A 26,576-nucleotide genomic window follows, 5' to 3' on the forward strand; every position below is an offset into this window, starting at 1 on the left:
GGCCCAGACCGCTGATCAGCCGCCCTCGGTGCGCTCCGGTTCGACGACTGGACGCTCGATCTGCACTCGCTCAATGCGCGGGCCATCCATGGCCAGCACCCGAAATTGGTGGCCTTTCCAACGCAAACCTTCACCGGCCGAGGGAATGTGCTGCAAGCGCTCAAGCAGGAAGCCAGCAAGCGTGTGATGACCTTCCGCCTCAGGCAACTGCAGCGCTAGCTGCCTGTTGAGTTCGAAGATTTCCAGGTCACCTGCCACCGACCAGCAGCCTTCGCCGAGTTGCTGCAGATCCTGGGCCGCCTCAAGGGAATCTTCTTCCTCGCCAACAATCTCGCTAGTGAGGTCGGCCACCGTGACCAGCCCCTCCGTACCACCATGCTCATCCACCACCACCAGCAGGGGCTGACCACTGCGAATCAGGGGCAGGAGCTCCGCCAGGGAAGTGCTCTCCTGCACCAGCGCCACGGGGGTGATGTAGGGAGCCAGGGGAGTGTCGGCGCTGAGCAGGCCCCTGGCAATGGGATCAGCAAGACGCCGCAAGTCAAGCACCCCACGCACGTCGTCGAGGGAGCTGCCGATCACCGGGAAGCGGGCGTGGGCGGTGTCATGGACCTCGCGCATCAGCTCGGCAAAACTCACATCCAGGGGCAGGGTGACCATGCCGGATCTGGGCACCATCACCTCCCTCACCAAGGTGTCCCGCAGCGAAAAGACTCCCTCCAAAATGTTGCGTTCGTCGGGCATAAGACCGGTGACGTTGCCGGTTTCGATCAAGGTTTCAAGCTCGCCAGCTGACAGGGCAGGCACCAGCTCATCCCAGTTACGGGGTAAGCCCAGCAGGTGCAGCAGCACTCCGCTGCAACGCTCAATGAGGGAAAGCAAGGGGGACAGGTTGCGACTCACCGCAGCCAGCAATGGCGCCAGTCGCAAAGCCGAGCTTTCGGGACGATGCAACACCCAGGCCTTGGGCAGTAAGCCGCCCAGCACGGTGGCAAGCATTACCAGGACAAGAAATAGGCCGGCATCAAGCCAAACCTGGGGAATGGCTCCAGCACCACTTCTGGCGGCAATAGCCAAGCCGAGCTGTTCAGCCAAGCCGCGACCGGCCCAGCCCAATGCCACCAAAGCGAGCGCCGTACCCAGCTGGGTAGCCACCAGGACTCGCCGGAGACGGTGTTGCAGCTTGGCAACGGCTTGGGCACCGGGCTCACCGGCCTCCTGCAGTTGCTGCACCCGGCTAGGCCGCAGGCGAATCAGGGCGAATTCCCCAGCGGCAAAAAAAGCCAGCAGAGCCAGCAAAACGGCCAGCGCCAGGACTTGAATCACAGGAAGCCCAGCCAGGAGAGCCATCAGTGCCCTGACGATAGGGGTTGCTGGGCAATCAGACCGCTGGGGTTGACTGAACCAAGGTGAAATGGGGGTCCCGAGGATCGAACTCGGCTAAGGCGAATTATGAGTTCGCTGCATTCACCAGATTGCTAGACCCCCGAGCCAGCAGTGCTACCAGAGGCCACGCACCGGAGCACCATAGCTGGCACCGCCATCCTGCCAGCCGCGGCCATCAGGCTGGGAGCCAGCGGATCCCAGCCTGCCGGAATAGCCATTTGAAACATCCCCCGTACGCCAGGGCATGGGATCACTCTGCTGCTGAAGTAACACTTGATAGGTATTTTCCACTGCCGTGCCATCCCAGATGATCGTTTGATCGGGGAAGCCGAAGCCCATCACCCTGGTGCCATCACCACCACCCATGGCGATGCCAAATAGATCGGTGATTTGATTGGTGAGGCTCACGCCGCGAGCAAATGGTGCCGTGTAGCTGTAAAAGCGTTGCTCCATCAGCTGGGGCGTGGTCTGCACGACGCCACAGCGGGTAACTTCAACGGGTCCGGCAGCTCCCCCATCGACTGCCTGCCCAGTGCTGTTTGGGGCCTCCAAGGTCGTGGTGCAAACCACAGGGCCCGCCGCTGCAGGGGCCGAGACCAAGGCTCCAACCGAGCACCATGCGGCTACAGCCGAGGACCCTGCGGCTACAGCCAAACCCAAAGTGGACCTTAAGTTGGTGCCGTAAGCCATTGATCCCATCAGCCCAGGGCTGATCCTGTCGTGATGGTCGCAAACTAGTCAACCAATCGCAGATGCACCAGATGTTGTCGACCGTTTCCCTGGCTGCCACGTCATTCACTGCCAGCCCCGCAGAGATGCGCCTGGCCCTGCTTCCCCTGCTCGCCTCCCAGGCCTACCGCCACGGCAACTTCACCTTGGCTTCCGGGCGGAGTAGCCACCATTACGTCAATTGCAAGCCAGTCAGCCTCAGCGGAACTGGCTTGGCCCTGCTCGGCGCCCTGATGCTCGACCAGGTGGAAACGGAAGCGCGGGCGGTTGCCGGCCTCACCCTGGGGGCAGACCCCCTGGTGAGCGCAGTGGCGATGAGGGCTGCCTTGGAGGGCCGGGAGCTCAATGCTCTGATCGTGCGCAAAGAGGCCAAGGGCCACGGCACCGGTGCCTGGCTGGAGGGGCCGCTGCCGGAACCGGGCAGCACCATCACCGTGCTTGAAGACGTAGTCACCACTGGCGGCTCTTCCCTAAAGGCCGTGCAACAGCTGCGGGAGGCTGGCTACACGGTGAGCCGGGTAGTGACAATCGTTGATCGCCAGGAGGGGGGCGTCGAGGCGATGACGGCTGCCGGGCTCGAGCTGCGCAGCCTGTTTCTGCTGGACGAGGTGGCTACCACCGCCGCGGGCCTGGCCAACTCATGAGCTCCGATCCCTGGGGCTGGCAGCCCAGCGGCCCGTGTCGAAGCGAGCAAGCGGGCTACCTGATCCGCCTGGATGGCCCAGATACGGGCAGATTTCTACACGGCCAAACCAGCTCGGCAATCGAAGGCCAGCAGCCCGGCAGCTGGATACCCAGCTGTTGCACCACCGCCACCGGTCGCCTGAGGGCCCTCGCCGAGGTGTTGGTGGATAGGGATGGGGCCTGGCTGCTGCTGCGCGGCGCTGATGGCACCGCCCTTTGGCAGGCCCTTGAGCGGGTGCTGTTCCCCGCCGATCGGGTGCAACTGGGTCCGGTAACCCCGGTGCGTTGGATCACACCACTTGGGGCTGGCTGCGACGGCCTGCCTCAGGTTGCTGATGGGAGCTGGATTGCTCTGGAAGATGGCAGCGGCTGGTTGCTGGGCCGCCAGTTGGTCCTGCTGGCCAACGCCGAGCTGCCCGCCTGGCTAGCCGATCGAGCGCCCCTGCCGGCCAGGGAACAGCAGCGTTGGCGCATCCAGCAGGGGCTGCCGGCGGCCCCAGGTGAGATCAACGACGACACCAACCCCTTCGAAGTAGGGCTCGCCGATCGGGTGAGCCTCAGCAAGGGCTGCTACGTGGGCCAGGAAACCCTGGCCAAACTCGCCACCTACGACGGCGTTAAACAACAGCTGCGGCGCTGGTTCTGGCGCGGAACCCAGGGCCCTGGAGAGCCAGGAACTGTCTTATTTGGCGCCAAGACGGGCGACGAGACCAGCAGCCCCCGGGCGGGCCTGATCACCTCCAGCCTGGCCCTGGAAGATGGCCTCTGGATTGGCCTAGCTCTGGTGCGCCGCCAGTCGCTTCAACAAACCTGCCTGCGCGCCGGCCCCGATCCCGATGGCGCACTGCTGGAGCTATCTCGCCCGCCAGCCTGCGTTGATCCACCGGTGGGTGCCGGCCGTAAATCCTGAAGCGTTAGGGCTGAGCCAGCAGCCAGCGCACCACGGCCCAGGTGGCCAGGCTGTCGTCGCGGTTGTAGAGAAATATCCGCTGCAACTGATTGCGACTGGCCTGGCCCCGGCTGCCGTCTTGGCGGTGCCATTGACGCCACTGGCGCCACCAAAGCAGGCAGCGGGCGCCATCCACCCCTTTCTGGCTCCAGGCAAAGCCCAGCCAGCCGGCCACTGCCTTGAGCCCGTAGCTGCTCACCGGCAGGCGCCAATGGCGCCGCAACCGGGCGTGCACATCCAGCATCCGGCCCCGCAACCGGGCCACCTCAGCCTCACTGGCCCCCTGGCGCTGGGCCAGGCGCACCAGGCCAATTACCTCGGTTTCGCCGTAATGCAGCACCGGCCAATCGGGATAGCGGGCGAGCAAACGCTGCAATCGCTGCCACAGGCGCTGCTCACCATGCTCCTGCAAGGCCAGCAGGGGCTGGTAGCGGGCGGTTTGCTCTAGCCAGCCCCCCGCCCCGTCGCTCTCCAGCACCACAAAGCCGTGCAGGAAATCATCGCGGGCATCGGGATCGGATTCGATGTCGTAGAGCAGCACACCAGGTGCTGTTGCCAACTCGGGCAAGACCGGCCCGCGGCCAAGGCGCTGCGGCAGGCCAGAGGCCTGCACCCGGGCCTGGGCCACCAACTCAGCGGCAATCTCGCGGTGCTGCTCTCCGTAGGCGGCAAGGGCCTCGGCCAACAGCTCTGGATCGCGGGCAGCCAGGTCCGGCAGGCTGGTTACCCCCTGCTCCAGCAACATCTCGCGGCGCTTACCGCCGATACCACTCACCTCGCTGAGATGCCCCATGGCGGAGGCCTCCTTATCGCAGACGCCTCGCCAGCTGCACAGGGTGCACTTTTTGCGATCGCTCACCAAGGGCGGTGGCGTGGACTGGGCAAGATCAGCCGCCAGGCGCTGCAGGCTCTCATCGAGCTGGTGCTGCAGGCCGCTAGCCAATGCCAGGCGCTCCCGCTGCAGGAACCTGCCTTCACCGGCCACCACCAGACCATGGGGCACTGCTGCCTGCTGGTGCTCCGCCAACAGGCGCCCCCAAAGCGCCAGCACCACCCGCGCTTCCCGGGTTAGACGTCGCCCCTGGCGAGCCAATACCGGCCGGTATGCATAGGCACCCCAACGGCTTTGGCCAGCGATGCGCTCCAGCAGGGAGGGATGGGATTCCAATCTCACTCCCTGGGGACCAGCCCCCCGCAGCCGCAAGCCCACTACCCCAGCCGCCCCTGCGGCGCAGGCCGCCTCGCCGTGGCCAGGCCGCTGGGGCAGCAGGGTCTGAAAGCTGCGCAGCTGGTCGCTCAAGGCCAGGGCCCGGTGGGCATTCCACTGCCGCTCGCTGGCAACCCCAAAGCGATCCAGCCAGGCGCGGCGCCTGCATCGCAGCCAACTGCGCAGCAAGCGATCCGTGAGAGCCGGCTCGGGCCCTGAACGTTCAATTTGGGGCCGGGAAGTCAATGCTGGCGTCCACAGACGCCGACGCTAGGGCTGGAGCGCCGCCGGCACCGCAGAATTGCCCCAGCTCGGCATGTCCACCCCCCATGGCCTCAGCCCCCCTACCCCTGGAGGCCAGCCCAATCGCCTTCGGCACCGATGGCTGGCGCGGCATCCTCGGCGTGGACATCACCCTGGATCGACTGCTGCCGGTAGCTGCCGCTGCAGCCCGGGAGCTGGCCCACTCAGCCCCCGAAGGCCTGAAAAGCCGCGAGGTAGTGATCGGCTACGACCGCCGTTTTCTGGCGCCCGAACTAGCTGAGGCGATCTGCAGCGCCGTTAGAGGTTGCGGCCTGGAGCCCCTGCTTTCGGCCACAGCCACTCCCACCCCTGCCAGCAGCTGGGCCGTGGTGCAGCGCCAGGCCCTGGGCGCCCTGGTGATCACCGCCAGCCACAACCCGCCGGAGTGGCTCGGCTTAAAAATCAAGGGACCGTTCGGCGGCTCGGTGGAAGGTGACTTCACCCGCCGAGTGGAGACCCGTCTGGAAGCCGGTGGCATCACCGTGCCGATCCCGGGGGACCCCCAACGCTTCGATGCCCTGGGCACCTACGTGGCGGGCCTGCAGACCAAGGTGGACACTGCAGCACTGGCGGCAGGCCTAGAGCGTCTGGGGCTCACGGTGATTGTCGATCCAATGCACGGCTCAGCAGCCGGTGTGCTGCCGGCCCTGCTGGGCGATGGAGCCAGATCCAGTGGCGTCATCCGCGAGATTCGGGCAAACCGGGACCCCCTATTTGGCGGCAACCCTCCCGAGCCGCTGGCCCCTTACCTGCAGGAATTGATCACGGCCGTAACCGCCAGCACCGCAGCTGGCAGGCCCGCCATGGGCATCGTGTTTGATGGTGACGGCGACCGCATCGCCGCCGTGGATGAGCGCGGCCGCTTCTGCAGCACCCAGCTGCTGATGCCCCTATTCATCGACCACCTGGCCCGGGCTCGCCAGCTGCCGGGCTGCGTAATCAAAACCGTAAGCGGCTCCGACCTGATGCAGCTTGTGGCAGAAGGCCTGGAGCGCCAGGTGCTGGAAAAGCCCGTGGGCTTCAAATACATCGCTGCCGAGATGCTGAGCGGCGAGGTGCTGGTGGGCGGCGAAGAATCGGGCGGCGTGGGCTTCGGCATGCATCTGCCAGAGCGGGATGCGCCCTTTGCAGCCCTGCTGCTGATCGAAGCGCTGGTGGAGGGGGGCGTGCCCTTGGGGGAGCGGATCGATGCCCTGCAGCAGCGCTGCGGTGGTGCCGCCGCCTACGACCGACTCGACCTGCGCCTGCCAGACATGGCAGCCCGCGAGCGCCTCGAGGCAAAGCTGGCCGCAGCACCTCCCAGCGAGGTGGCCGGCAGCCCCGTGCTGGAGGTGATCACCACCGATGGGGTGAAGCTGCGCCTAGGCCCCAGCCACTGGCTAATGTTGCGCTTCTCCGGCACCGAACCGCTGCTGCGGCTCTACTGCGAAGCCCCCAGCGAAGCCCGGGTGGCTGAGGTGCTGGGCTGGGCGCGGCAGCTCGCCGAGGGGATCTGAAGTGCTGGTGATCGCCAGCGGCAACCCAGGCAAAGTCCACGAGTTCAGCCACCTGCTCACCGGGCTGGGCCTGGAGATCCGGCCCCAGCCCAAGGGCCTGGAGGTGGAGGAAACCGGCAGCACCTTCGCCGAAAATGCCCGCCTCAAAGCCACCGCCGTAGCCCGCGCCACAGGCGCCTGGGCCCTCGCCGACGACTCGGGCCTGGCCGTCGAGGCCCTCGGCGGTGCTCCGGGCGTCCACTCGGCCCGCTATGCCGACACGGACGTCGCCCGGATCGCGCGCCTGCTGAAGGAGCTAGCCACTGCCCAGGCCGCCGACCCTGCCGCCAGCCGTGCGGCCCGGTTCACCGCCGCCCTGGCGGTGGCGGATCCCAGCGGCACCATCCGCCTGGAGGTGGAGGGGATCTGTCCGGGCACGATCCTCAAGGCACCACGCGGATCTGGTGGCTTCGGTTACGACCCGGTCTTTCTCGTGGATGAAGCCGGGCGGACCTTCGCGGAGATGGCCAAGGCGGAGAAGGCCCGACTTGGCCACCGCGGTCGTGCCTTCGCCCTGCTGGAGCCCCAGCTGCGTGCCCTGCTGGGCTGACGATCAGCCCTTCAGCGGCGCCCAGGCCATGGTGGCGTTGAACTTCTCGCACCAGATCAGCACCGAGCCCTGCTTGCTGAGATCGATCGAGGCGGGAATGGTGTAGCTCTGCGCTCCCATACTGGTTTTCAGCGGCGCCAGGATCGTGTAGCTACCGGGCTTGAGCGGATAGCCGGGCGCCTTGGTGCTGGCCAGGGGCGTAGTCGAGGCGCTGAAGACGATCTTCAGATCGGGGGCCATGTCGCTGGTCTTGAAGTCCTTGCTGAGCGTCAGCATCTTCTTGCCGCCTTCGCTATGGATCAAGAAGCCGCCGCTCACGGGTTTCTCCGCCATCCGGAAACTTCCCTTGGCCATCGCACCGGCCATCGTCCCGGCAGCCTCTTTCTGCATGGGTTTGATCATCGGCTTGGACATGGATTCGGCGTGGAGCGCCGCGCCCGAGAGCAGGGAGGCACCGACCAAGGCCAGGGCAGCGGAGCGGGCCAGGGTGGAGGAGAAGGGCGTCATGACGAACGAGGAGTGGGGGCGTGTGTGCTGCGCAGTGGGAGGGGGTGAACCAACCGAGTTGAACCCAACGGGATCGACCTCTGCGTCCAGGGATACCGCTAGGCCTCGATATCGGATTGGAACGCCCTCACTCCCAACCCATGCAGTCCTGCCGTCGCTGGGCGTTCCGCCAATCCGATCGGGCTGCCCAGCGGTATCCCCATCAGTCGATTCCCGCTGAGAGTGCCTGAACGGCCATCCCCCTGTGAACTTTCCCGCCCAACAACCAGATGCCGCTGCCGCCAGGCCGCTGCTGCAGGGGTTCGCGTCTGATCCGCCGAGCCCCACCGATCTCGGTGCGCTCTACGACTCATACGGCGGCCCCGTTTACCGCCTGGCGCTGCGGCTATGCCGCTCGAACCAGGAGGCGGAAGACCTCTGCCACGACGTCTTTCTGCGGTACTGGAAGCAGGAGCGCTACGAGCCCTCCCGCGGGCCAGTGCTGGCCTACCTGCTGCTGCTGACCCGCTCGATGGCAATCAACCGCCTCAATCAGCGGAGCAATCACTGGCAGCTGCTGCAACGCTGGTCGGAGCAGCTGTTCCCGCAGGCCGTGCGCAGCCCCCAAGAGTCCGCCGAGGTGGATGACCTCAGCCAGCGGGTGCGCCATGCCCTGGAGACAATCCCCGCCAATCAGCGGCAGGTCCTGGAGCTGGCTTACTACGAAGGGCTAAGCCAGTCTGCGATCGGGCAGCGGCTGAACCTGCCGCTGGGCACCGTCAAGACCCGTTCCCGCCAGGGCCTGATCCGCCTGCGGGAGTTGCTGATCGATTTCCGGAGCACACCATGACACCGCACGACGCCAACGCAGAGGCCGCCAAACCTGACACCGCCATCGATGCCCTGCTGGCAGGCCATGCCCTGGGAGATCTGGACGAAGAGGAACGGCAGCAGCTGACGCTTCTGCTGCAGCGACACCCGGAGCTACGCCAGCGGCTGGAGGAATTCCGCACCACGCTCGAACTGCTGCCCCTGGCCCTGCCGGAGACAGAGCCGGCACCAGAGGGCGTGCGCCACCGCCTGCTGCGCCTACCCATGCAACCCCAGGTCAGCCGCCGTGTTGCAGCGCCGTCCTGGCTGGTGCCTGGCCTGCTCTCTCTGGGGCTGCTGATCCTCGGCATGGAGCTGCAGCAGACACGCCAGCAGCTGGCGCAATTGCAGTTGAGGGTGGCTCCGGAACCCACTCTGACGCCGGCTGGCCGGCGCCTGCCCCTGCGGGCGATACCAGGGAACGGCCAGGGGTTCGGCGAGGTACTCGTGACCGGCAACCCCACCAACAACATCCTGATGCTCAATGCTCTGCCGCCGCCGCCGCCGAAACACGTCTATCGGCTCTGGGCCAACGTGAACGGGCGGCAGGTGGGCTGCGTCTCCTTCAAACCCACCGCCCAGGGCCATGTGGCCATGCTGATCCCCCCTTTCCCCACCAGCCAGGCCAGCAGCCTCAGCGTCAGTGTGGAAGCAGACCCCCTGGGCGCGGCACCCACTGGCCCGCGGGTGTTGACCAGCACGATCTGAGCCTCTCCATAGTTGGGAGGCGTCGACACGAAGCCTCATTCACCCCACGCGTGCTTGCCGTCAACCGGCACCGATGCTCTCAAAAGCGAGATCGGCCACAGGGGCCAAGCTTTTGCCCAGCTGGAGCCCCAGCTGCTCTCCCTGCTGGGCAGCTGATCAGGCAGTCGCAGACCAACTGCCGTGCAGCCCATAGGGAATCGCCAGGGGAAGCTCAAGCACGGCTTGCTCTGTCATATCGGCAGCGTTGAGGATCACCAGATCCGTAGCGCAGCGAGCCCCGTTCCAAACCGGCACCAACACCCAGCCACTATCTTCAGCGGCCACTTCTTCGGGTGAGCCATGAGTTAGGCGGGGAACCATCACCGGTTCGGTGACAAAACCGCGGGGGGCCGCACTCCAAACCAGGCGTTCGCCGGTTTGCAAGTCGAGCTTCTCAATCGCCTGGAGCGGATCATTACCCCGCTCCCGCTGCGCCACCGCCATCCAGGCAAAGCGCGCGTTTAGGCCCTGCTTTGCCGGATTAACCATGGCGAACTCACAGCAGCGCTGCTCCAGCCACTCGCTCTGAACCTTGCCGCTGCGGGGGTCTATCCGGCAACGGCGCAACTGCCCCTCAGGTATGGAGTCGAAATCGATCTCGCGGTAGTCAACCTCGGGGCCTATGGAAGGGAAATCGTCGTAGTAGATCGAATCCACCACCACCTCGCCGGTGGCCGGATCCTCAAAGGCATTGAGGTGGTGGAACACAAAGCCTTCTGGAGCAGGTAGCAGCAGCGGGCGGGCGCCAGCGTGATGACCCGGCTGGCGAGGCACCAACCAAAACTTGCCGGCCTCACCGGGTTTGGAGGCCAGGCATTGGGCCGCCCCCTTCTGCCCCAGCACAAATGGCAGGGGGTTAAACGCCACAGCGTTCTGCAGAAACACAGCCCAGCTGGGTGTGATCGCAAAATCATGCAGGAAGGCAAAACCCTTGAAGCTGTGGCGGCTGTCAGCCACCAGATCGCCGGCGCGCACACCATCTGGCTGGTCTGCGCTGGCAAATTCCATCAAGCGAATGGTGCTGGTGGGGCCCGCCTTGACGCCAAAGGTGACCATGCGGGGCTCGCCGTGGTGACCAGGATCGAAGCGCGGGTGGGCGCTGAAAGCTTCGCCTGGCTTGAGCAGACCCTCCAGCCGCGAGAGCCCCCTGGTCTCGAGGGTGCGGGGATCAAGGGCGTGGGGCTCGGCCGCTTCCCAGAGCGCCAGCAGCTGGTCACCCAGCTGCACCACATGGGTATTGGCAATATTTTTGAGCCTCAGATCGAAGGCGTTGGCGAGTGGCCCGCCAGGCTTCTGAGTGCCGAAGACCCCCCGGTAAACAAAGCGACCGGCTTGCTCCTCTGCCAGCCAGCCCTCGGTGCGCACAAAGCGGTTGGTGAGTCGGGCTTGCCCCCCTTCAAACCGGAAGGCGCTGATCATGCCGTCGCCATCAAATGGGTGATGAACCCAATGGCCACCACGCTCAAGCCGGCCAGGCCCATTGCGGAACAAAGTGCCCTTGAGCTCAGCCGGGATCGTGCCGCGCACGGGCTCTAAGGGAACGTCGCTTAGTTCAACACCGACGTTGCGAAAGGCGCTGGACCAATCGTGGCGCTCATAGGCAGGCTGAAAACCGGTGGGCTGAGAAGCGGCAATTGTCATCCTGGCGATCCCGCGTCAGCGTTTGCGAATTGTGTCGAAAATAGGTCGGCATAAGTGCCGCCGCGAGCCAGCAGGGTGGCGTGATTTCCCGACTCAACCACTCGGCCACCCGCAATCACACAAATGCAGTCGGCATTAACGACAGTGGAGAGGCGATGGGCCACTACCAAGGTGGTGCGGTCAGCCATCAATCTGTCTAGGGCTTCTTGCACCACCTGCTCAGAAGCTGAGTCGAGCGCAGAGGTGGCCTCATCCAGAAACAGCAAGGGCGCATCCTTAATTAACGCGCGCGCAATTGCAATCCGCTGACGCTGGCCGCCGGAGAGCATCGTGCCATTTTCTCCAATAAGGGTGGCATAGCCCTCGGGCAGCTGAATAATGAAGTCGTGAGCATTCGCAGCCCGTGCAGCAGCCTCAATCTGGGAAGGCGAAGCTGACGCCAATCCATAGGCAATGTTGTTAGCAACAGTGTCGTTAAAAAGGAATGTATTTTGATCAACAACTGAGATCAAGGAGCGTAACGATGCCAGGGAAAGCTGGCGAATATCAATGCCATCGATTGATATAACTCCCGAGCTAGGGTCGTAAAAGCGGCAAAACAAGTCAATTATGGTGCTTTTCCCGCCGCCACTAGATCCAACCAAAGCGACAGTGCTGCTGCAAGGCAGCTCTAAAGATAAGTTATCAATAACCAGATCATCGCCATAAGCAAAACAGACATTACTGGCCACAAGACCTTCGGAAACACTGTTTAAAGACTTGGGACTGGAAGCCTCAGGAGGTTCAGGCTTGGTATCGAGAATATTGAATAAATCACTGGCAGCAGAAACACCTTGCTGCAATGTAGAATTAGATCTAGCAATCCCCTTAAAGGGCGCATAGCACAGATAGAGAGAAGTTAAAAAGGCAAAGAAGTTGCCAGTAGTACGCGTACCGGCAATTACGTTTTCACCGCCATACACTAAAACCGCACTAAAGCCAATCGCGCCTATTACTTCCATTAGGGGCTGGTTGGCAAGCTTTGCCCTTGTTGTCTTTAGGGCAGCCCTTAAAACCGATTGATTCTCTTGATCAAACCTCGACAACTCATAAGCCTGCATGCCGAAGATCTTGACCACCCGCAAACCGATTACCGACTCTTGGAGGAATGACGCCAACTTGGCCAGGCTGAGCTGCCCTTTACTAGAGTGACGCCTAACTTTTTTAGATGAGTTAAGAATGGGTAAAATCGCTAAAGGGAAAAGTATGAAAGCGATCAACGACAGCAGCCAATCCTGATAGAAGGCCACGCAAACCAAAACCAGAAGGGTTAGGGAATCTTTAAATATAGATGAAAAGCCATCAACAATTCCGCTCTTGACGAGTGACACATCAGTGAGTACTCGAGACACCAACACGGTGGAGGAATTGCGATCCACATAGGACTGGGGTAAATCTAATATTCGCTCGGCGAGTTGATGGCGCAAGTCGGCCGTGATTGACTGGCCTACAGTTTCAGTTAGATAGGCTCCTAAATATTGGGAAACCGCCCTAAGCACTATCACTACCAATATGACTACAGGCGCCAAATACAAGCGACTTCGATCGCTCGAAGGCAAAATATCATCAAAAAGGTAGCGAATTACCAATGGCACGAAGCCGGTGGACGCGCCATACAGAAAATTAAAGAATAAGGCTAGAGAAAAGCCCGGCCACAAATGGCGACGTCCATAAAAAGCCAGCCGTTGATAAATTTGCTTACTCACTTAAGCAAGCCCACTAATTCATCGGCCGCTCGCCTGGATGCGCCAGGGGGGCCCATGGTTACCTGCAACTCCTGCACAGCTTGATTAAACAAGGCCCGATCAGCGTCGAGGCTGCGCAGGGATCTCACAATTTTGTCAGCCGTCACATGCCTCTGAACTAACTCGGGAAACAACTGGCGTCCGAGGATAACATTGGGCAGCCCCATAGAGCGCTGGCCAATTACCAGCCTGGCAATCAAATAGGTAAGCCAGGAGAAGCGATAAAGAATCACATGGGGGCAACCCAGCAAGGCCGCCTCGAGCGTGGCTGTGCCAGAGGCGATCACACCAGCATCGGCAGCGTGCAGCAGGTTATGGGCATCGCCATCAACTAGGGAAACCGGCAGTGCCTCTCCACCATTCGCCTGCTCCAAATAGGAGCGATCGATGGTGGGCGCCTTAAGTAAGACAACCTGCCAACCATCAAGTTTGAGCTGATTGGCAGCTTTCAACATGGCGGGCAACAGCATCCGCACCTCAGCCCGGCGACTGCCAGGCATCAGCACAAGCAAGGGCTGCTCTAGGGATAACCCATGGCGAAGCCGCGTCTGCTCACGGGAGCAACTGACTTGGAGCTCATCCACTAGTGGATGGCCCACATAGCGAGCAAAGTCGCGGCCATGGGCATTAAAGATGGGCTCCTCAAACGGGAAAATTACTGCCAGGCGCTCAATTAGCCGCTCCATCTTTTTAGCCCTTCCTTGGCCCCATGCCCAAACCTGGGGCGCGATGTAGAAAAAGACAGGAATGCCGCGCTTCTTTGCCTCCTTAGCTACAAACATATTGAAGCCGGGATAGTCAACCAGCACCACCACATCCGGGCGATGGTTATCCATCTGATGCTTCAACAACTCCATCACGCGGTGGTGACGGCGAAGACTGCTGATGATCTCCACCAAGCCAACCGCAGAAAGCACTCGCACGTCGGCCAGGATGTCAATGCCGCAGGCGCGCAGTTGGTCACCGCCCACCCCTGCTATCTCTACCCCCGGCACTTGGCGCTGCAGCTCGCGCACCAAGAAGCCGCCATGGAGATCTCCCGACGCCTCACCTGCCACAAACAAAACCCGCCGCCGTCCCAGATCAGCCATCGAACCGAACACCCGACAGAGCACAAAGACGCTGATCCAGCCAATTCAGCAAGGGAGCCAGACTGGCACTATCCACCTGAAGCGGCACCAAGCTCACCGCCTGGCGAAAACGGTGGGGCAGGCGTTGTCCATCCTTGACGGTGGTGACCAACCGTGCGCCATTGGCGTGGGCCAAATCCAACAAACGCTTCAGGTCTGATTCAGCATAAAGGTGGTGATCCGGGAAGGATTCCGTTGCCACCAGCTGGAGTCCGCAGGCCCGCAGAGCTGAAAAAAACTTCTCCGGCAAGCCGATACCGCAGAAGGCCACCAGACGCTCCTGCTGGAGCTGGGGCGGCGGCACCAAACAGAAGCGCACAGCAAACCGTGGCTTCTGGCTCGGCCAACCCACGGGAATAGGCGGCAAAGGCTCAACAGGCTCTGCACCGGTGAACACCAGCCCATCGGCCCGGGCCAATTGATCCAGGGGCTCCCGTAGTGGGCCCGCCGGAAACACCAGACGGTTTCCCAGTCCGTGCTTTCGATCCAGCAGGGACAGGTCCAAATCACGGCCCAAGGGCCAGTGCTGCAAACCATCGTCCAGCAAGATCACAGTGGCCCCAGCCGCCACTGCCAACGCCGCACTCCGGCGGCGGTTCGAGCCCACCCACGCCACACCCTCCCCGAGGCTTTGGGCGTACTCCAGGGCCTCATCCCCCACCTCCGCGCAGAAGCTGGTCGCAGAAACCGGGCACGAGTTTAGGCGCCGGGTGCCATAGCCCCGCAGCAGCACCGCCACCCGCCAGCCGCGCTCCTCAAGGCCCCTGGCCAAGGCAATACCTAGAGGGGTCTTGCCCGTGCCCCCCAAGGTGAGGTTGCCGATCGAGAGCACCGGCACCGAACAAGGCCATCGGCGGGTATTGCGCCGGTGCAAAGTCACGGCGCAGCCATAAAGCCAGCCCAGTGGCCAGAGCAGCCAGGCCTGCCAGCCACGGCGGCGCTGATACCAAAAACGCGGCGTAGTTAAGGGCATTAGATCATTGGCATCTCATTAATTTCGTCGAATCAGCGGCACTGCATCAGCGGCAGCAAATCAGCAGCATTGCTTCAGCAGCAGTGAAGCAAGCAGCTGGGAGGGGCCGCGCAAGCGCAGGCCCTCCCCATGCCCCCGCGGCAATGGCTGAACCAACAGGGGCAGGGCAGCCGTCAGGGTTGCTGCCACATCGGCGCACTGCTGCAGGCAGCCAGCCGCCAGCAACGGCTCCAGCAGGTCAGAAAAGTTGGCCATATCGGGGCCGCAGAGCACGGGACGCCCCAGGGCCACGGGCTCCAGGGGGTTCTGGCCACCAAGGGCCCGGCCCTGGGGATAAAAACTACCCCCCATCACCACCACGGCCGCTGCGCTGATCCAGGTGCCCATCTCGCCAATTACATCAGCCACCAGCACATCGGGGTTAGGAGCCAAGCCCCCGCCAGCCAGGTCACTCCAGAGCACCGCCGAAAGGCCCAGCTGCCGCGCCTGTACAAGCACCTCCTGGGCCCGCTGGGGATGGCGCGGTGCCAATAGCAGTCCAAATGGGCGCTGCGTCAGCTTGTTTTCCGCCCAGGCTTCAAGCCATTGCCGCTCTTCACCGGCATGGCTGCTGGCCAGCAGCAGCACCGACCTACCGGCAAACACCTGCTGCACCAGCTCAAGGTGAACGCTATTGACCGGCGGCGGATCGGCATCGAGCTTGGTGGAGCCCAGGGCGCGCACATCGCCGGCCCCCAGACGCCGAAAGCGCTCGGCATCGGCCTGGGACTGGGCCAGGCACAGCTCCACCCGCGCCAGCAACCAGCCGGCATAAACGGGTAGCCGCCGATGCCGCAGGTAGGAGCGTTGGCTCATGCGGGCATTGATCAAGTGCAGGTGGGGCATCGCCTGCACCAGCTCAGGCCAGAGCTCCGCCTCGGCCAATACCCCCAGGCAGGGACGCCAATAGCAGCGAAAGGGCAACAGGGCCAGCCAATGATCTAACGGCACGTATTGGTGAATCGCAGCAGGCGGCAATACCCGGCCAGCCAGGGCGGCGGAGGTGCGTGTCACCGTTGTCACCAGCAGCACTGGCGCTCCTGCACCCTGGCCCAGCGCTCGCAACACGGGCAGCAGGCTGTTGAGTTCGCCCACACTGGCGGCGTGAAACCACAGCAGCGGCCCAGCTGGGCGGCGGCGGCTGGGCCAGCCCAGGCGCTCCCCCAGCCGGCGGGGATCCTCCTTGGCCTGGGCCAGGCGCACCAGCAACAAGATCAGCCAGAACGGGGTCAGGCCAAGGGAGAGCAGTCGATAGAGCCCCAGCAGCAACCAGGCCTGAGCTCGCTTCACGGGCACTCACCAGCCAGGCCGGCCCCATGGCGCAATCGCTCCGCCAGCAGCTCCTGGCTATCCACCAAGCTGTCGTGCAGCCATAGCGGCTCGCCCAGCTGCACAACCACTCGCGACAGGGGCAAGGGCAACACCGACCGGTCCCAGGAGCGCAAGCGATAGCTGCGGGAACAGGAAACAGAAACCGGCACAATCGGGCAGCCCGATTGCTGGGCAAGATGAATAGCCCCACTTTTGACCAACTCAGCCGGGCCCTTAGGCCCATCTGGAGTGATGCAAACAGGCTGGCATTGCTGCAGAGCGCGGCGCAGCAAGTAGTAGGCCTGCAGGCCACCACGGGTGGAGGAACCCTCCACCACCACCAAACCGCGTAAGCGCACTGCCACGGCCACGATCTGGGCATCCCGATGGCTACTGAGCAGCACTGCCACCCGGCGCCGATCAAAGCGACGCAATAAGGGAATAAAAAAGGCGTGACGATGCCAGAGGGCGTAAATCACTGCGGCCCCCTGTTCCCGAACCAACCGATAGGTGTCGGGATGGGCCTGAATGCGGATCCGCGAGGTACGCACAAACAGCTCCCCGTAGCAATTGAGCGCCGTACCGGCAAGGCTTGCCAGCACTCGGTTGTTAAGCAGGGTTCGCTTTTTCACCAAAACAACCCATCAAAAAACCCTACAGATCTGCCGAAAACGGCAATTCTGCAGGGAATCACGAATCAGTTCAGAAGCCAATTCAGGCGGAACCAACGCCCACGTAGGAGCCGTAGAAAAACAGCCCCACAACAAAAATAACTGCCATACCGCCGGCTGTTGCGACCAGCCAAAGGGGCAGAACCCCTTCTGTCCAGCGAGAGCGCCAAGCAACAGCAGGACGACCATCTGGCAGACGATCTGGAATCCGGCCATCAGGCAGGTTGGACTTCTTGCCGCTCATCGGGAGCTCTCCGGGTTACGTGAAGAGGGGTCAGTTAAAGAAATAGCTTGAAAAAAGAATGCCGATCGTGAAAACGAACAACAGGCCTAGAAACAAGCTGGTGCGGTTTAGTTCAACCGGCAAATTATTGGGATTGGGAGAGCGTTGCATGGCTGACGAGCAATTACCGACTCAGCGGCGAACAAATTGCATAGCCGCAAGACATCCCAGGAAAAAGACCGTGGGAACGCCGAGGGCATGCACCGACAGCCACCGAACTGTGAAGATCGGATAGTTGCGGGGTGTGGTGGAAACAGGTGCTTGTGTCATGGCTTATTGCAAGCGCTGGTCAAGTTGACTCTTGCCCTCATAACGCCGACTCACCACCGGAGCCTTGCTCTCCTGAGCCTGAAAATAGGCGTCAGGGCGAGGGGTTCCAAAGGCGTCATAGGCCAAGCCCGTGGACACGAACATGAAACCGGCCAAAAAGATGGCAGGCAGGGTGACCGCGTGGATTACCCAGTAACGGATGCTCGTAATGATCTCGAAGAACGGGCGTTCTCCAGTTGAGCCGGCAGCCATAGCGACAAGCGTTCAGCTCATTGATCTTAAGGGTGAGCTGGGGGAGGACGGGGCCGGAATGGCCTCTTGGTTACAGAAGTTGGCGGCCGCAGCAGCTGGATGGGGCGGGATCAGCCCACCCAGCGCAGCAGGGATCCCCGTTCACCCAGCACGAAGCCCTTGCCATCTGACTTAAAGCTGATGCGGGTGAAGTTGGAGGGCTGCTGGGCGCCCACCGGATCTTTCTGCCAGCTTTTGCCACCATCGCTGGACATCAACAAAGTGCCGCTGCCGCCGCCGGTCCAGATCGAGCCATCAGGAGCCCAGGCCATGTCGAGATAACCGAAGCCATTCGTGATCGGCACCACCGCCTTGCCCCACTCCTCAACGTTGCTGGCATCAGGGTTGAAGCGGATCTGGGCTCCCCGGGCCAACATCCAGAGGGAGCCGTCGGGCTGGAAGCCCATCGACTGGAGCCGCTGGCTGCTCATCCGTTGGTGCGGCTGCCAGGTGCCATCCCCTGGCTTCCAAGTGGAGAAGAAGTTGCCCAGGCCACTGACGCTTACATAGCGACCATCGCCAAAGCGGCGCAGCTCCCGCACAGCCCCGGCAGCGTCATCCACATCGGCTTGCCAATTGGTGCCGCCATCGGTTGTTTGATAAATCGCGCCCACGTTGGTGGCGAGCTCGGCCTGATTTGGCCCCAGGGCCGTGATCAGGTATGGCTCGCCTGGCAGCTTGGTATCTAGGAAAAGACGGCTCCAGTTTTGGCCGCCGTCCGTGGTGTGCAGCAACAAACCAGGCTGGCCAGCAATCCAGCCCTCATCGCCGCGGAAATCAAGGCTGATCAAACGGAAGTTTTCCTCTTCCGGCAGATCGAGGGCCCGCTCAGCCCAGCTGGCTCCGCCATCGTTGGTTTCCAGTATCAACCTGTTACTACCCACCAGAAAGCCGTGGCGGTCATCGGTAAAGGCCACATCCAGGGGATTGGCCTTGGTGGCCAAAGGCACCGCTTGCCAGGGGCTTGCCTCTGCCACAGGCAACCCGGTGGTGACACAGCCGGAGAGGCCAAAGCCCAGCCCAGCAACGAGCAGCAAGCTCACTAGGGGCCGCATTAGGGCCTGAAGCTGGCGGAACAAGGGAAGACTGGTCATCAGCGCAGGGAGTAGAGGGAGAGGAAGAAGGCAAAAGCCAAAGCGAAGCCCCCGAAGATCAACACATTCTTCTGGCCTGGGGTGAGCTTGTTGACGCCCAACCCGAAGTTGAGGTTTTCTTCGAAACCGCTGGGCTTGTTGCGGGGCCCTATGTCCTTAAAGGCCCCCACCCGACTGCGGCAGACGGGGCAGCGGAAGCCGATCGGATCAAGCTGGGTAAAGGGCGTGCCGGGGGCGATGGCCAGCTTCCGCACCCCCTCTTCCGGGTCGTAGACGAAACCGCAGCTGCGGCATTCAAATCGGTGCGTATCTGGATCCTCCACTGGATCAACTGACGAATCAACCGACAGATCAACTGACACCGCAGCTTCCACTTGGGGGCCTAGCTCGGCCTCAATGACCTCGCTGGGTTCGCTGGCTTCGGGCTGGGGCCCAGGCACTTGATCTGAACTCATCCCTGGGCCTCAGGTGGTGCAGTCACTTTATCGGTCCCACCCCAGGGCCAGGGCACAGATGCCAGACTGGCCTCCAGGTTGGTATGGCTCGAATGTTCGTGCTCTCCGGCTACGACGCTTTTGTTGGCTTCCTGCTGATTTCGGCGGCGGTGCCAGTGCTGGCGTTGCTAGCCAACAAATTGCTGTCACCCCAGAGCCGCAAAGGCGAGCGCGAGCTCACCTACGAATCGGGTATGGAGCCGATTGGCGGCGCCTGGATTCAATTCAATATTCGCTATTACATGTTTGCTTTGGTCTTCGTCATCTTTGACGTGGAGACTGTCTTTCTGTACCCCTGGGCCGTGGCATTCCACCGCCTTGGCCTGCTGGCCTTTATCGAAGCCCTTATCTTCATCGCCATCCTTGTAGTGGCACTCGCCTACGCCTGGCGCAAAGGCGCCCTTGAGTGGAGCTGAACCCATGACCAACACACCCTCCATAGAAGCTTTAAAGGATCTGCGGGCGGCTAGCTGCAACCCGGTTGGCACGCCAACGATCACCTCAGATCTCTCTGAAAATGTCATCCTCACCACCCTGGATGACATTCACAACTGGGCGCGCCTCTCGAGTCTCTGGCCCCTGCTTTACGGCACGGCTTGCTGCTTCATCGAATTTGCCGCCCTGATTGGCTCCCGCTTCGATTTCGACCGCTTTGGTCTAGTGCCCCGCTCCAGTCCGCGCCAGGCCGACCTGCTGATCGTGGCCGGCACAGTGACCATGAAAATGGCCCCTGCCCTGGTGCGTCTCTATGAGCAGATGCCGGAGCCGAAATATGTGATCGCCATGGGCGCTTGCACCATCACCGGCGGCATGTTTTCCGCCGATTCCACCACCGCCGTGCGGGGCGTGGACAAGTTGATTCCCGTAGATCTCTACCTGCCCGGCTGCCCTCCTCGCCCGGAAGCAATCTTTGATGCGGTGATCAAACTGCGTAAAAAAGTGGGCAACGAAGCCTTGGTCGAGCGCGGCAATCTGCAGCAATCGCATCGCTATTGCACGGTCTCCCACCAGATGAAAGCGGTGGCCCCGATCGTGAATGGCCAATACTTAGCGGCCGAAACCCAAAGACAGGCCTTAGCCGCCTCCAGCTCCCTTCCAATGCCCGCACCAGCTGCGGCCATTCCTGCTCCAGTCGAAGCCTGAGCACCACCTCCACGCCCGCCATGCCTGACGCAATCCAAACCAAAGCCGGCGACAACCCCAGCAGCACGGCGCTTGAAACCCCAGCTCCCGGCGCGGTTGGCAGCTGGCTTGGCAGCCAGGGGTTTGATCATGTTGCGCTTGGCCGCGACCATCTCGGCATCGAAATGATCGGCGTGGAAGCGGTGTTTCTGCCCGTAATCGCTACGGCACTCAAAAGCCAAGGGTTTGATTACCTGCAATGCCAAGGGGGCTACGACGAAGGAGCCGGTGGCCGGTTGGTGAGCTTCTACAACCTGGTCAAGCTGGCAGCCATTTCAGATCGCTGTACTGCTGGAGTGATGCCCCCAGGGGAAGCCCCTGAAGAAGTGCGCATCAAGGTATTTCTGGAGCGCGACGGCGATCTCACCATTCCCACTCTCTATGGCCTGTTCCGCGGTGCCGACTGGCAGGAGCGGGAAACCTTCGACATGTATGGCATTCAGTTTGCTGGCCACCCCCATCCCAAGCGGCTGTTGATGCCGGAAGACTGGAAAGGCTTTCCGATGCGCAAGGACTACGTGCAGCCCGATTTCTACGAAATGCAGGACGCCTACTAGGAAGCGGAACCACTGCCCCGCTGGTGATTACGGAAAAAACGCATCACCGCTAGGGCGACGCTGCGGGGATCGTGGCGCAACGTGGCCGTAGGCCTTGCCCCTTGCAGCGGTGCCAACATCACTTCGTAGCCCTGGCGGCGCAGCTGGCGCGTATCACAGGCCACTGGCTCAGCGCCCTGGTGCCGGTAGTGGTCAATCAAGGCGGAATCGCCCAGATCTTCCTGGGCAAGCACAGCGGTAAATAGTCGCTCCTCCACCCCGAGGCTGGCCAATTGGGCCTCAAGAGCCCGCAAATGTCCCTCTACATCGAGCCCATCGGTTTCGCCCGGCTGGGTCATCAGGTTGCAGATATAAAGGCGTGGTGCCTTGCTGCGACGGATGGCCTGCACCAGTTCGGGTACGAGCAGATTGGGCAGCAGCGAGGTGTAGAGACTGCCCGGACCCAACACAATTAGATCGGCATTGGCGATTGCCTCCAAGGCTCGGGGTAGGGCCGGGGGACGCTCGGGCGTGCAGCCCAGCCGCACGATTGGGCTGGAGGCGTGGCCAATCTTCGACTCGCCTTCGATCCGTTCGCCATTCTCAAGCTCAGCCCACAAACGCACGTCGGCGTTGGTGGCGGGCACCACCTGCCCCTGCACCGCCAACACCCTGCTACTGGCGGTGATCGCCGATTCCAGATTGCCAGTGATCGCCGTGAGGGCTGAAAGGAATAAGTTGCCGAAGCTGTGGCCCTCCAGGCCGCTCCCGGCCTTGAAGCGGTATTGGAACAGCCGGGTCAGCAAGGGCTCCTCCCGAGCCAGGGCCGCCAGGCAGTTGCGGATGTCGCCGGGTGGTTGCACGCCCAGCTCCCGCCGCAGCACCCCGCTGCTACCGCCGTCATCAGCAACCGTGACGATGGCCGTGAGATTGCTGCTGTAGCGCTTTAGTCCGCTGAGCAGGGTGGAAAGACCGGTACCGCCGCCAATGGCGACGATGCTTGGACCGCGGTTGAGGCGCCGCTGAGCCAGCAGGGCATCCACTAACAATGTGTCCTTTTCAGGAGCCAAGGCCTGCTGAATGGAGCCGAAACTGCGGCTCTGGCCCAGCCAGATCAGCACTGCCCCAACCAGCAAGACCAACGGGCCCGTGAACTTGCGGGGCAACACCCCGGTGACCTGAGCCAGCAGCCATTGAATACTGGAGAGCATCCAGTAGATCGGCTGCAGATCGGCCCACACCGCCGCGCCGAGCAGGGCCACCAATAACCCCAACCCGGAGGTGAGCACCCAGCGCTTCACCACCAGACCTGGCTGCAACCAGCGGGCCGCTCGCCGGGAGCGACTCATCAAGTCCTTGCGGCGCAGATCGCCGCGGCCCAGCCAACCCGGTTTCGGCAGCGGTCGGCGGGAGCGCCGCAATCGGGAAACCGGAGCGGAGGAGCGCAAAGGGCGGGGAAGGACGCTGCCTCAATTGGCTGAACTTTAAGGAGAGCCATCGGCCTCGCAAACAGCCAGGATGGAAACCTTCTTCATGAGCCCCCTCTGGCTTCCTCAGCAGCACCGCTGGCCGCAATGGAGAACCTCAGCGTGCGCTGGGGCAGCCGCTGCGTTCTTGACCAAGTAAACCTGCACGTCGCCCCCGGCGAGCGCCTAGTGGTGGTTGGGCCTTCCGGAGCGGGTAAGTCAACCATCCTGCGTCTGCTGGCAGGACTGCAGCTGCCCAGCAGCGGCAGCTTGAGTCTCCATGGCATCCCTCAGACCTACTTGCGTCTAGACCAGCGTCAGCCTCAGGACGTACGGCTGGTGTTTCAGAACCCGGCCTTACTTGGCTCCCTCACCGTGCGTGAAAACGTCGGCTTCCTGCTCTATCGCCACGGCCGCTTAGCTGAACGAGACATAAGGGAGCGAGTGGGCGCAGCCCTGCAGGCGGTGGGGCTGCAAGGCATCGAGGAGCAAATGCCTGCGGAGCTCAGCGGCGGCATGCAGAAGCGGGTGAGCTTTGCCCGTGCCCTAATCGACGACCCGGCCAAGCCAAATGAACAGATGCCCCTGCTGCTGTTCGACGAACCGACGGCCGGCCTGGATCCGATGGCTTGTACCCGAATCGAAGATCTAATCGTGCGCACCACAGAGGTGGCCCGGGCCACCTCTGTGGTGGTGAGCCATGTGCACAGCACCATCGAACGCTCTGCGGAGCGGGTTGTGCTGCTTTACGACGGTCAATTCCGCTGGAGCGGCACGGTTGAGGAATACCGCAGCTGCAGCGATCCCTACGTGGTGCAGTTCAGGAGCGGTAGTCTGCGCGGACCAATGCAGCCTGCGGAGCTCTGAATCCATGCGCCGCAGCATCCGCGAAGCAGTTGTCGGCTTCTCCCTGTTAGCCGCTATTAGCAGTGCCGTTGGTCTCTCCTTCTGGTTGCGAGGCATCTCCCTAAGCAGGCAAAACTGGAGCGTCAAAGCCAGCTTCGCCGAAGCATCTGGCCTGGCAGAGCGCTCACCTGTGACCTACAGGGGGGTTTTGGTTGGCAGCGTGCGGCGCGTAACCGTGACACCCGAGGCGGTGGTTGCTGAGCTGGAAATCAACCATGGCGATTTAAATCTGGCGCGGCCTACTAGGGCGGAGATTGGCGAAGCCTCCTTACTTGGGGGCGAAGCCGAAGTTGCCCTGATCAGCAGCGGCCCGCCCTTGCCGCCAGGCTCTGCCAAGCCACGCTCCAAGGCCTGCAATTCGACCGTAGCCATCTGCAATGGCGCCACCATTGAGGGAATTCAGGGGCCAAGTCTCACCAGCGTGACCACGCTGATGCACAAGATGCTGGTGGAAACCGACCAGATGAAACTGCTGAGCAAGGTCTCAACCGCCGCCAGCAGCTTCGAGCGCACCGCCAAGGACACCTCGGCCTTCATGAAGGATGGCCAGACCCTGGCCAAAGAACTCGAAACGTCGGTTAAGGCAGCCCAGCCCACGATCACCAACCTCAACAGCAGCAGCGCCCACCTACGCCGGGTGCTCGCTGCCCTGGACAATCCCCAGACCCTGAAGGATCTCAAGGCCACCGTCAGCAATGCCGAGCAGCTCACCGCCAAATGGAATGCGGTGGGGGGTGATGTGACCAAACTCACCGACGACCCACGCTTCATGGACGGCATCCGCAGCGTGGCCGTGGGCTTGGGCAAATTCTTCGATGAGCTGTACCCGGCCCAGACCGAAGCCGCCCGGGACAAGGCCGCCCGAGAGAAAGCCGCGCAGGCAAAGCCCTAAATCCCGTTGATCGCCTCCATGGCTATGGCGGCGATGGCCTGATCGCTGGCCTTGGGCAGCTGCACATACTTGCCACCGGCGGCCTCAGCCAGGTCTTTGCCCATGCCGCTGCCGATGAACTTGCGCTCCGTGTCGATCACCAGCAGCTTGATGCCCAAGGCCCGGTACTTGCTGGCCACCTGCTTCACCTCCTCCTTGAGGTCCACAGGCTCCTCCCCCTCCAGCTGGGGCTGACCCAGGGAGCGGCTGAGGGGCACGTTGCCACGGCCATCGGTGATCGCCACCACCACCACCTGGCCCAGATCGCCCGTGGCCAGTGCGTTAGCCCCCACCCGGGCGGCCTGGGAGAGCCCGTGGGCCAGGGGTGAGCCGCCACCGCAGGGCATCGCCTCCAGACGCCGGCGCGCAGCTGTGATCGAGCGGGTGGGGGGCAGCAGCACCTCGGCCTGCTCGCCGCGGAAGGGAATCAGGGCCACTTCGTCGCGATTTTCGTAGGCCTCGGTGAGCAAGCGAATCACGGCCCCCTTAGCGCTCTGCATGCGATTGAGAGCCATCGAGCCGCTGGCATCCACCAGGAAGATCACCAGGGCACCGGCCTTGCGCTGCAGCTGTTTGGCGCGCAGGTCACCGTCCTCCACGATCACGGTGCGGTGGGGCTGCCGCTCACGGCGAGATTTCTGGTACGGCGCTGCGGCCCGGAGGGTCGCATCGACAGCTATGCGCTTCACCGGGCCGCGGGGCAGCATCGGCTTCACGTAGCGGCCGCGAGAGTCGCTGAATACCACCGCCCGGCTGCCACTACCGCCGCTCTTGGCCTTGGCCGAGGAGAACAGCAGCAGGTCGGGATCGATAGCGATGGCCTCCGGATCCAGCAGGAACTCCTCTGGCACCTGGGGAGGCGCCTTGTCTTCGGGACTGTCGTCTTGGGATTCGTCGTCTTGGGATTCGTCTTCTTCAGGTTCGTCTTCTTTGGAACTTTCGTCTTCTTGACCGTCTTTGTCTTGCTCGGGCTCCTGCCCGTTCTCAGGCTGGTCGGGATCCTCCGGCGCCTGCTCCCCCTGGGGCGGTGTCTCTCCCTGGGGCGGTGGCGGCGGGGGTTCAAGAGGCTGGTCGGGATCGGGGGGCGGCATTTGTAGGGCACGAGGTGCAATCACCAGGCGCACTGCTACTTGAAGGTCGTCGGCCTCGACTCGATCGCGGCCGCTGAGGGCTGCATGGGCCCGGGCCACCCGCACGGCATAGAGCTCGCTGCGATGGCCCTCGACCCCACCCCGCAAAGCCTCATTCACCAGATAAACGATCTGCTCGCGGGCAATCTGCACATCCGGTAGCCACTGCCGCGCCAGCAGCAGCTGGGTGGCCAGAGCATCGGTTTCCTCCTGCCAGCGTGCCCCAAAGCCGGTGCTGGATTCGGCCTGATCCATCGCCGAGCGGGTGATTTCCACCCGCTGCTCAAGCTCCAGCACCTGATTGGCACTTAGGCAGATGGCGAAGCGATCGAGCAGGTGATCGCGCACCGGCCCCTCCTCAGGATTGAAGGTGGCGATCAGCAGGCAGCGACAAGGGTGGCTGAGGCTGAGGCCCTCCCGCTCGATCCGGTTTTCGCCGCTGCCCACCGCCGCCAACAACAGGTTGGTGACGTTGTCGTCGAGCAGGTTGAGCTCGTCGACGTAGAGCACACCCCGATGGGCTTCAGCCAGTAGCCCTGGCTGAAAAACAGCCTGGCCACTGGTCAGCGAAGCCGTCACATCGACCGAGCCGACCAGCCTGTCTTCGGTGATGCCCAACGGCACCTGCACGAAGGGCGCCGGCACCACTGCGGTTGGCAACAAGGCGCTGGTATCCGCTCCCGTGGGATCGGCACCCAATTCGGTAAGCCGAATGCAGGTTGCCTCGTCCCAGTCATCGGGTCTCTGGGGATCGATGTTGAGGGCCTGGCCGCCCACATCGAGCACGTCGATCGGCGGCAGCAGGGCGTGCAGACCGCGAGCCAACACCGACTTGCCAGTGCCTCGACCACCGGCGATCACCACCCCGCCCAGGCCCGGATCAACCGCGGCCAGCAGCAGGGCCAACTTGAGGGTGCCGTGGCCGGTAATGGCGGCGAGGGGAAAGGCCCTACTGGCAACTCCGCTTGCAACCATGGGAGGGCTAAGACCCGATTCAC

29 protein-coding genes and 1 tRNA gene are annotated in these 26,576 nt (G+C 62.8%); 11 read left to right on the forward strand and 19 right to left on the reverse strand.

What is annotated here, in order from left to right; genetic code table 11:
- Positions 1 to 15: 15 nt before the first annotated feature.
- From KBY73_RS00380 to KBY73_RS00390, 3 genes are all read right to left on the reverse strand, one after another.
- A complete protein-coding gene (locus KBY73_RS00380; RefSeq protein ID WP_254935592.1) occupies positions 16 to 1,323 on the reverse strand; it encodes a hemolysin family protein in 1,308 nt (435 codons plus the stop codon).
- A gap of 92 nt (positions 1,324 to 1,415) precedes the next feature.
- Positions 1,416 to 1,488: transfer RNA gene (locus KBY73_RS00385), tRNA-Ile, on the reverse strand.
- Between the two features lie 12 nt (positions 1,489 to 1,500).
- Positions 1,501 to 1,986, reverse strand: coding sequence for an Occludin/ELL family protein (locus KBY73_RS00390; RefSeq protein ID WP_254935153.1), 486 nt, complete (start codon positions 1,984 to 1,986; stop codon positions 1,501 to 1,503).
- Between the two features lie 215 nt (positions 1,987 to 2,201).
- Between KBY73_RS00390 and pyrE the strand changes: the two genes are divergently transcribed.
- Entirely contained in the window at positions 2,202 to 2,759 is a 558-nt protein-coding gene (gene pyrE, locus KBY73_RS00395) for an orotate phosphoribosyltransferase (protein WP_254935154.1), read from the forward strand.
- Entirely contained in the window at positions 2,756 to 3,709 is a 954-nt protein-coding gene (locus tag KBY73_RS00400) for a folate-binding protein YgfZ (RefSeq protein WP_254935155.1), read from the forward strand. Before pyrE ends, KBY73_RS00400 begins: the two co-directional genes overlap by 4 nt.
- A gap of 4 nt (positions 3,710 to 3,713) precedes the next feature.
- Here KBY73_RS00400 and KBY73_RS00405 read toward each other — a convergent pair whose 3' ends face one another.
- Positions 3,714 to 5,201: a TM0106 family RecB-like putative nuclease gene (locus tag KBY73_RS00405; RefSeq protein ID WP_254935156.1), complete on the reverse strand. Its 1,488-nt coding sequence runs from the start codon at positions 5,199 to 5,201 to the stop codon at positions 3,714 to 3,716.
- Between the two features lie 83 nt (positions 5,202 to 5,284).
- Between KBY73_RS00405 and KBY73_RS00410 the strand changes: the two genes are divergently transcribed.
- On the forward strand, positions 5,285 to 6,754 hold the full coding sequence (locus KBY73_RS00410; protein WP_254935157.1) for a phosphoglucomutase/phosphomannomutase family protein: 1,470 nt from the start codon (positions 5,285 to 5,287) through the stop codon (positions 6,752 to 6,754).
- A gap of 1 nt (position 6,755) precedes the next feature.
- A complete protein-coding gene (gene rdgB, locus KBY73_RS00415) occupies positions 6,756 to 7,343 on the forward strand; it encodes an RdgB/HAM1 family non-canonical purine NTP pyrophosphatase (protein WP_254935158.1) in 588 nt (195 codons plus the stop codon).
- Between the two features lie 3 nt (positions 7,344 to 7,346).
- Here the strand turns inward: rdgB and KBY73_RS00420 are convergent, their stop codons facing one another.
- On the reverse strand, positions 7,347 to 7,805 hold the full coding sequence (locus KBY73_RS00420) for a DM13 domain-containing protein (RefSeq protein WP_254935159.1): 459 nt from the start codon (positions 7,803 to 7,805) through the stop codon (positions 7,347 to 7,349).
- Positions 7,806 to 8,094: 289 nt separating this feature from the next.
- On the opposite strand from KBY73_RS00420, the gene KBY73_RS00425 reads away from it, so the two are divergent.
- Together KBY73_RS00425 and KBY73_RS00430 are read left to right on the forward strand one after the other, a co-directional pair.
- Positions 8,095 to 8,679 (forward strand): sigma-70 family RNA polymerase sigma factor, encoded by a 585-nt coding sequence (locus tag KBY73_RS00425; RefSeq protein ID WP_254935160.1) that lies wholly within the window; start codon positions 8,095 to 8,097, stop codon positions 8,677 to 8,679.
- Positions 8,676 to 9,407 (forward strand): anti-sigma factor domain-containing protein, encoded by a 732-nt coding sequence (locus tag KBY73_RS00430; RefSeq protein WP_254935161.1) that lies wholly within the window; start codon positions 8,676 to 8,678, stop codon positions 9,405 to 9,407. Before KBY73_RS00425 ends, KBY73_RS00430 begins: the two co-directional genes overlap by 4 nt.
- A gap of 156 nt (positions 9,408 to 9,563) precedes the next feature.
- On the opposite strand, the gene KBY73_RS00435 is transcribed toward KBY73_RS00430, so the two are convergent.
- From KBY73_RS00435 to KBY73_RS00490, 12 genes are all read right to left on the reverse strand, one after another.
- A complete protein-coding gene (locus KBY73_RS00435; RefSeq protein WP_254935162.1) occupies positions 9,564 to 11,087 on the reverse strand; it encodes a carotenoid oxygenase family protein in 1,524 nt (507 codons plus the stop codon).
- Positions 11,084 to 12,832: an ABC transporter transmembrane domain-containing protein gene (locus tag KBY73_RS00440; RefSeq protein ID WP_254935163.1), complete on the reverse strand. Its 1,749-nt coding sequence runs from the start codon at positions 12,830 to 12,832 to the stop codon at positions 11,084 to 11,086. Before KBY73_RS00440 ends, KBY73_RS00435 begins: the two co-directional genes overlap by 4 nt.
- The gene (gene lpxB, locus KBY73_RS00445; RefSeq protein ID WP_254935164.1) at positions 12,829 to 13,962 is read right to left on the reverse strand and encodes a lipid-A-disaccharide synthase; all 1,134 of its coding nucleotides are present in this window, start codon (positions 13,960 to 13,962) and stop codon (positions 12,829 to 12,831) included. The genes KBY73_RS00440 and lpxB overlap by 4 nt, the downstream gene beginning before the upstream one ends.
- Positions 13,955 to 14,974, reverse strand: coding sequence for a tetraacyldisaccharide 4'-kinase (gene lpxK, locus KBY73_RS00450; protein ID WP_254935165.1), 1,020 nt, complete (start codon positions 14,972 to 14,974; stop codon positions 13,955 to 13,957). The genes lpxB and lpxK overlap by 8 nt, the downstream gene beginning before the upstream one ends.
- Positions 14,975 to 15,034: 60 nt before the next feature.
- A complete protein-coding gene (locus KBY73_RS00455) occupies positions 15,035 to 16,303 on the reverse strand; it encodes a glycosyltransferase N-terminal domain-containing protein (RefSeq protein ID WP_254935166.1) in 1,269 nt (422 codons plus the stop codon).
- Entirely contained in the window at positions 16,300 to 16,956 is a 657-nt protein-coding gene (locus KBY73_RS00460; protein WP_254935167.1) for a lysophospholipid acyltransferase family protein, read from the reverse strand. Before KBY73_RS00460 ends, KBY73_RS00455 begins: the two co-directional genes overlap by 4 nt.
- Positions 16,957 to 17,038: 82 nt before the next feature.
- Positions 17,039 to 17,239: a photosystem II reaction center protein J gene (locus KBY73_RS00465; RefSeq protein WP_094559112.1), complete on the reverse strand. Its 201-nt coding sequence runs from the start codon at positions 17,237 to 17,239 to the stop codon at positions 17,039 to 17,041.
- Between the two features lie 30 nt (positions 17,240 to 17,269).
- Positions 17,270 to 17,389, reverse strand: coding sequence for a photosystem II reaction center protein L (locus tag KBY73_RS00470; protein WP_094559111.1), 120 nt, complete (start codon positions 17,387 to 17,389; stop codon positions 17,270 to 17,272).
- 21 nt (positions 17,390 to 17,410) lie between these two features.
- Positions 17,411 to 17,548, reverse strand: a complete 138-nt coding sequence (psbF, locus tag KBY73_RS00475) for a cytochrome b559 subunit beta (protein WP_106632249.1) — start codon at positions 17,546 to 17,548, stop codon at positions 17,411 to 17,413.
- Between the two features lie 3 nt (positions 17,549 to 17,551).
- Positions 17,552 to 17,800, reverse strand: coding sequence for a cytochrome b559 subunit alpha (gene psbE / locus KBY73_RS00480; protein ID WP_254935168.1), 249 nt, complete (start codon positions 17,798 to 17,800; stop codon positions 17,552 to 17,554).
- Between the two features lie 110 nt (positions 17,801 to 17,910).
- The gene (locus KBY73_RS00485) at positions 17,911 to 18,933 is read right to left on the reverse strand and encodes a photosynthesis system II assembly factor Ycf48 (RefSeq protein WP_254935169.1); all 1,023 of its coding nucleotides are present in this window, start codon (positions 18,931 to 18,933) and stop codon (positions 17,911 to 17,913) included.
- On the reverse strand, positions 18,933 to 19,388 hold the full coding sequence (locus tag KBY73_RS00490; protein WP_254935170.1) for a rubredoxin: 456 nt from the start codon (positions 19,386 to 19,388) through the stop codon (positions 18,933 to 18,935). Before KBY73_RS00490 ends, KBY73_RS00485 begins: the two co-directional genes overlap by 1 nt.
- A 92-nt stretch (positions 19,389 to 19,480) precedes the next feature.
- Here KBY73_RS00490 and ndhC point away from each other — a divergent pair, with 92 nt between their 5' ends.
- The 3 genes from ndhC to KBY73_RS00505 are packed head-to-tail and all read left to right on the forward strand — an operon-like array spanning position 19,481 to position 21,166.
- Entirely contained in the window at positions 19,481 to 19,843 is a 363-nt protein-coding gene (gene ndhC / locus KBY73_RS00495) for a photosynthetic/respiratory NAD(P)H-quinone oxidoreductase subunit C (protein ID WP_106632246.1), read from the forward strand.
- Positions 19,844 to 19,847: 4 nt separating this feature from the next.
- Positions 19,848 to 20,570 (forward strand): NADH dehydrogenase subunit K, encoded by a 723-nt coding sequence (locus tag KBY73_RS00500; RefSeq protein ID WP_254935171.1) that lies wholly within the window; start codon positions 19,848 to 19,850, stop codon positions 20,568 to 20,570.
- 20 nt (positions 20,571 to 20,590) lie between these two features.
- A complete protein-coding gene (locus tag KBY73_RS00505; RefSeq protein ID WP_254935172.1) occupies positions 20,591 to 21,166 on the forward strand; it encodes an NAD(P)H-quinone oxidoreductase subunit J in 576 nt (191 codons plus the stop codon).
- Here KBY73_RS00505 and yvcK read toward each other — a convergent pair.
- The gene (gene yvcK, locus KBY73_RS00510) at positions 21,163 to 22,494 is read right to left on the reverse strand and encodes a gluconeogenesis factor YvcK family protein (RefSeq protein ID WP_254935593.1); all 1,332 of its coding nucleotides are present in this window, start codon (positions 22,492 to 22,494) and stop codon (positions 21,163 to 21,165) included. The two genes, KBY73_RS00505 and yvcK, sit on opposite strands and share 4 nt — an antisense overlap.
- A gap of 225 nt (positions 22,495 to 22,719) precedes the next feature.
- On the opposite strand from yvcK, the gene KBY73_RS00515 reads away from it, so the two are divergent.
- A complete protein-coding gene (locus tag KBY73_RS00515; RefSeq protein WP_254935173.1) occupies positions 22,720 to 23,478 on the forward strand; it encodes an ABC transporter ATP-binding protein in 759 nt (252 codons plus the stop codon).
- Positions 23,479 to 23,482: 4 nt separating this feature from the next.
- The gene (locus tag KBY73_RS00520) at positions 23,483 to 24,409 is read left to right on the forward strand and encodes an MlaD family protein (RefSeq protein ID WP_254935174.1); all 927 of its coding nucleotides are present in this window, start codon (positions 23,483 to 23,485) and stop codon (positions 24,407 to 24,409) included.
- Here the strand turns inward: KBY73_RS00520 and KBY73_RS00525 are convergent.
- Positions 24,406 to 26,553 carry a magnesium chelatase subunit D family protein gene (locus KBY73_RS00525; protein WP_254935175.1) on the reverse strand — a complete coding sequence of 716 codons (2,148 nt, stop codon included), beginning with the start codon at positions 26,551 to 26,553 and terminating at the stop codon, positions 24,406 to 24,408. The two genes, KBY73_RS00520 and KBY73_RS00525, sit on opposite strands and share 4 nt — an antisense overlap.
- Positions 26,554 to 26,576 lie beyond the last annotated feature (23 nt).

Origin of the sequence: Cyanobium sp. Tous-M-B4, from assembly GCF_024345395.1 — a bacterium.
GTDB lineage: Bacteria > Cyanobacteriota > Cyanobacteriia > PCC-6307 > Cyanobiaceae > Cyanobium_A.

Bases quoted from the DNA above. Each gene is read 5' to 3' on its own strand.
- pyrE (WP_254935154.1), top strand. From the start codon at position 2,202: ATGCGCCTGGCCCTGCTTCCCCTGCTCGCCTCCCAGGCCTACCGCCAC.
- KBY73_RS00400 (WP_254935155.1), top strand. From the start codon at position 2,756: ATGAGCTCCGATCCCTGGGGCTGGCAGCCCAGCGGCCCGTGTCGAAGC.
- KBY73_RS00410 (WP_254935157.1), top strand. From the start codon at position 5,285: ATGGCCTCAGCCCCCCTACCCCTGGAGGCCAGCCCAATCGCCTTCGGC.
- KBY73_RS00430 (WP_254935161.1), top strand. From the start codon at position 8,676: ATGACACCGCACGACGCCAACGCAGAGGCCGCCAAACCTGACACCGCC.
- KBY73_RS00435 (WP_254935162.1), bottom strand. From the start codon at position 11,087: ATGACAATTGCCGCTTCTCAGCCCACCGGTTTTCAGCCTGCCTATGAG.
- lpxB (WP_254935164.1), bottom strand. From the start codon at position 13,962: ATGGCTGATCTGGGACGGCGGCGGGTTTTGTTTGTGGCAGGTGAGGCG.
- lpxK (WP_254935165.1), bottom strand. From the start codon at position 14,974: ATGCCCTTAACTACGCCGCGTTTTTGGTATCAGCGCCGCCGTGGCTGG.
- KBY73_RS00465 (WP_094559112.1), bottom strand. From the start codon at position 17,239: ATGAGCGGCAAGAAGTCCAACCTGCCTGATGGCCGGATTCCAGATCGT.
- KBY73_RS00470 (WP_094559111.1), bottom strand. From the start codon at position 17,389: ATGCAACGCTCTCCCAATCCCAATAATTTGCCGGTTGAACTAAACCGC.
- psbF (WP_106632249.1), bottom strand. From the start codon at position 17,548: ATGACACAAGCACCTGTTTCCACCACACCCCGCAACTATCCGATCTTC.
- psbE (WP_254935168.1), bottom strand. From the start codon at position 17,800: ATGGCTGCCGGCTCAACTGGAGAACGCCCGTTCTTCGAGATCATTACG.
- KBY73_RS00485 (WP_254935169.1), bottom strand. From the start codon at position 18,933: ATGACCAGTCTTCCCTTGTTCCGCCAGCTTCAGGCCCTAATGCGGCCC.
- KBY73_RS00490 (WP_254935170.1), bottom strand. From the start codon at position 19,388: ATGAGTTCAGATCAAGTGCCTGGGCCCCAGCCCGAAGCCAGCGAACCC.
- ndhC (WP_106632246.1), top strand. From the start codon at position 19,481: ATGTTCGTGCTCTCCGGCTACGACGCTTTTGTTGGCTTCCTGCTGATT.
- KBY73_RS00500 (WP_254935171.1), top strand. From the start codon at position 19,848: ATGACCAACACACCCTCCATAGAAGCTTTAAAGGATCTGCGGGCGGCT.
- KBY73_RS00505 (WP_254935172.1), top strand. From the start codon at position 20,591: ATGCCTGACGCAATCCAAACCAAAGCCGGCGACAACCCCAGCAGCACG.
- yvcK (WP_254935593.1), bottom strand. From the start codon at position 22,494: ATGAGTCGCTCCCGGCGAGCGGCCCGCTGGTTGCAGCCAGGTCTGGTG.
- KBY73_RS00515 (WP_254935173.1), top strand. From the start codon at position 22,720: ATGGAGAACCTCAGCGTGCGCTGGGGCAGCCGCTGCGTTCTTGACCAA.
- KBY73_RS00520 (WP_254935174.1), top strand. From the start codon at position 23,483: ATGCGCCGCAGCATCCGCGAAGCAGTTGTCGGCTTCTCCCTGTTAGCC.
- KBY73_RS00525 (WP_254935175.1), bottom strand. From the start codon at position 26,553: ATGGTTGCAAGCGGAGTTGCCAGTAGGGCCTTTCCCCTCGCCGCCATT.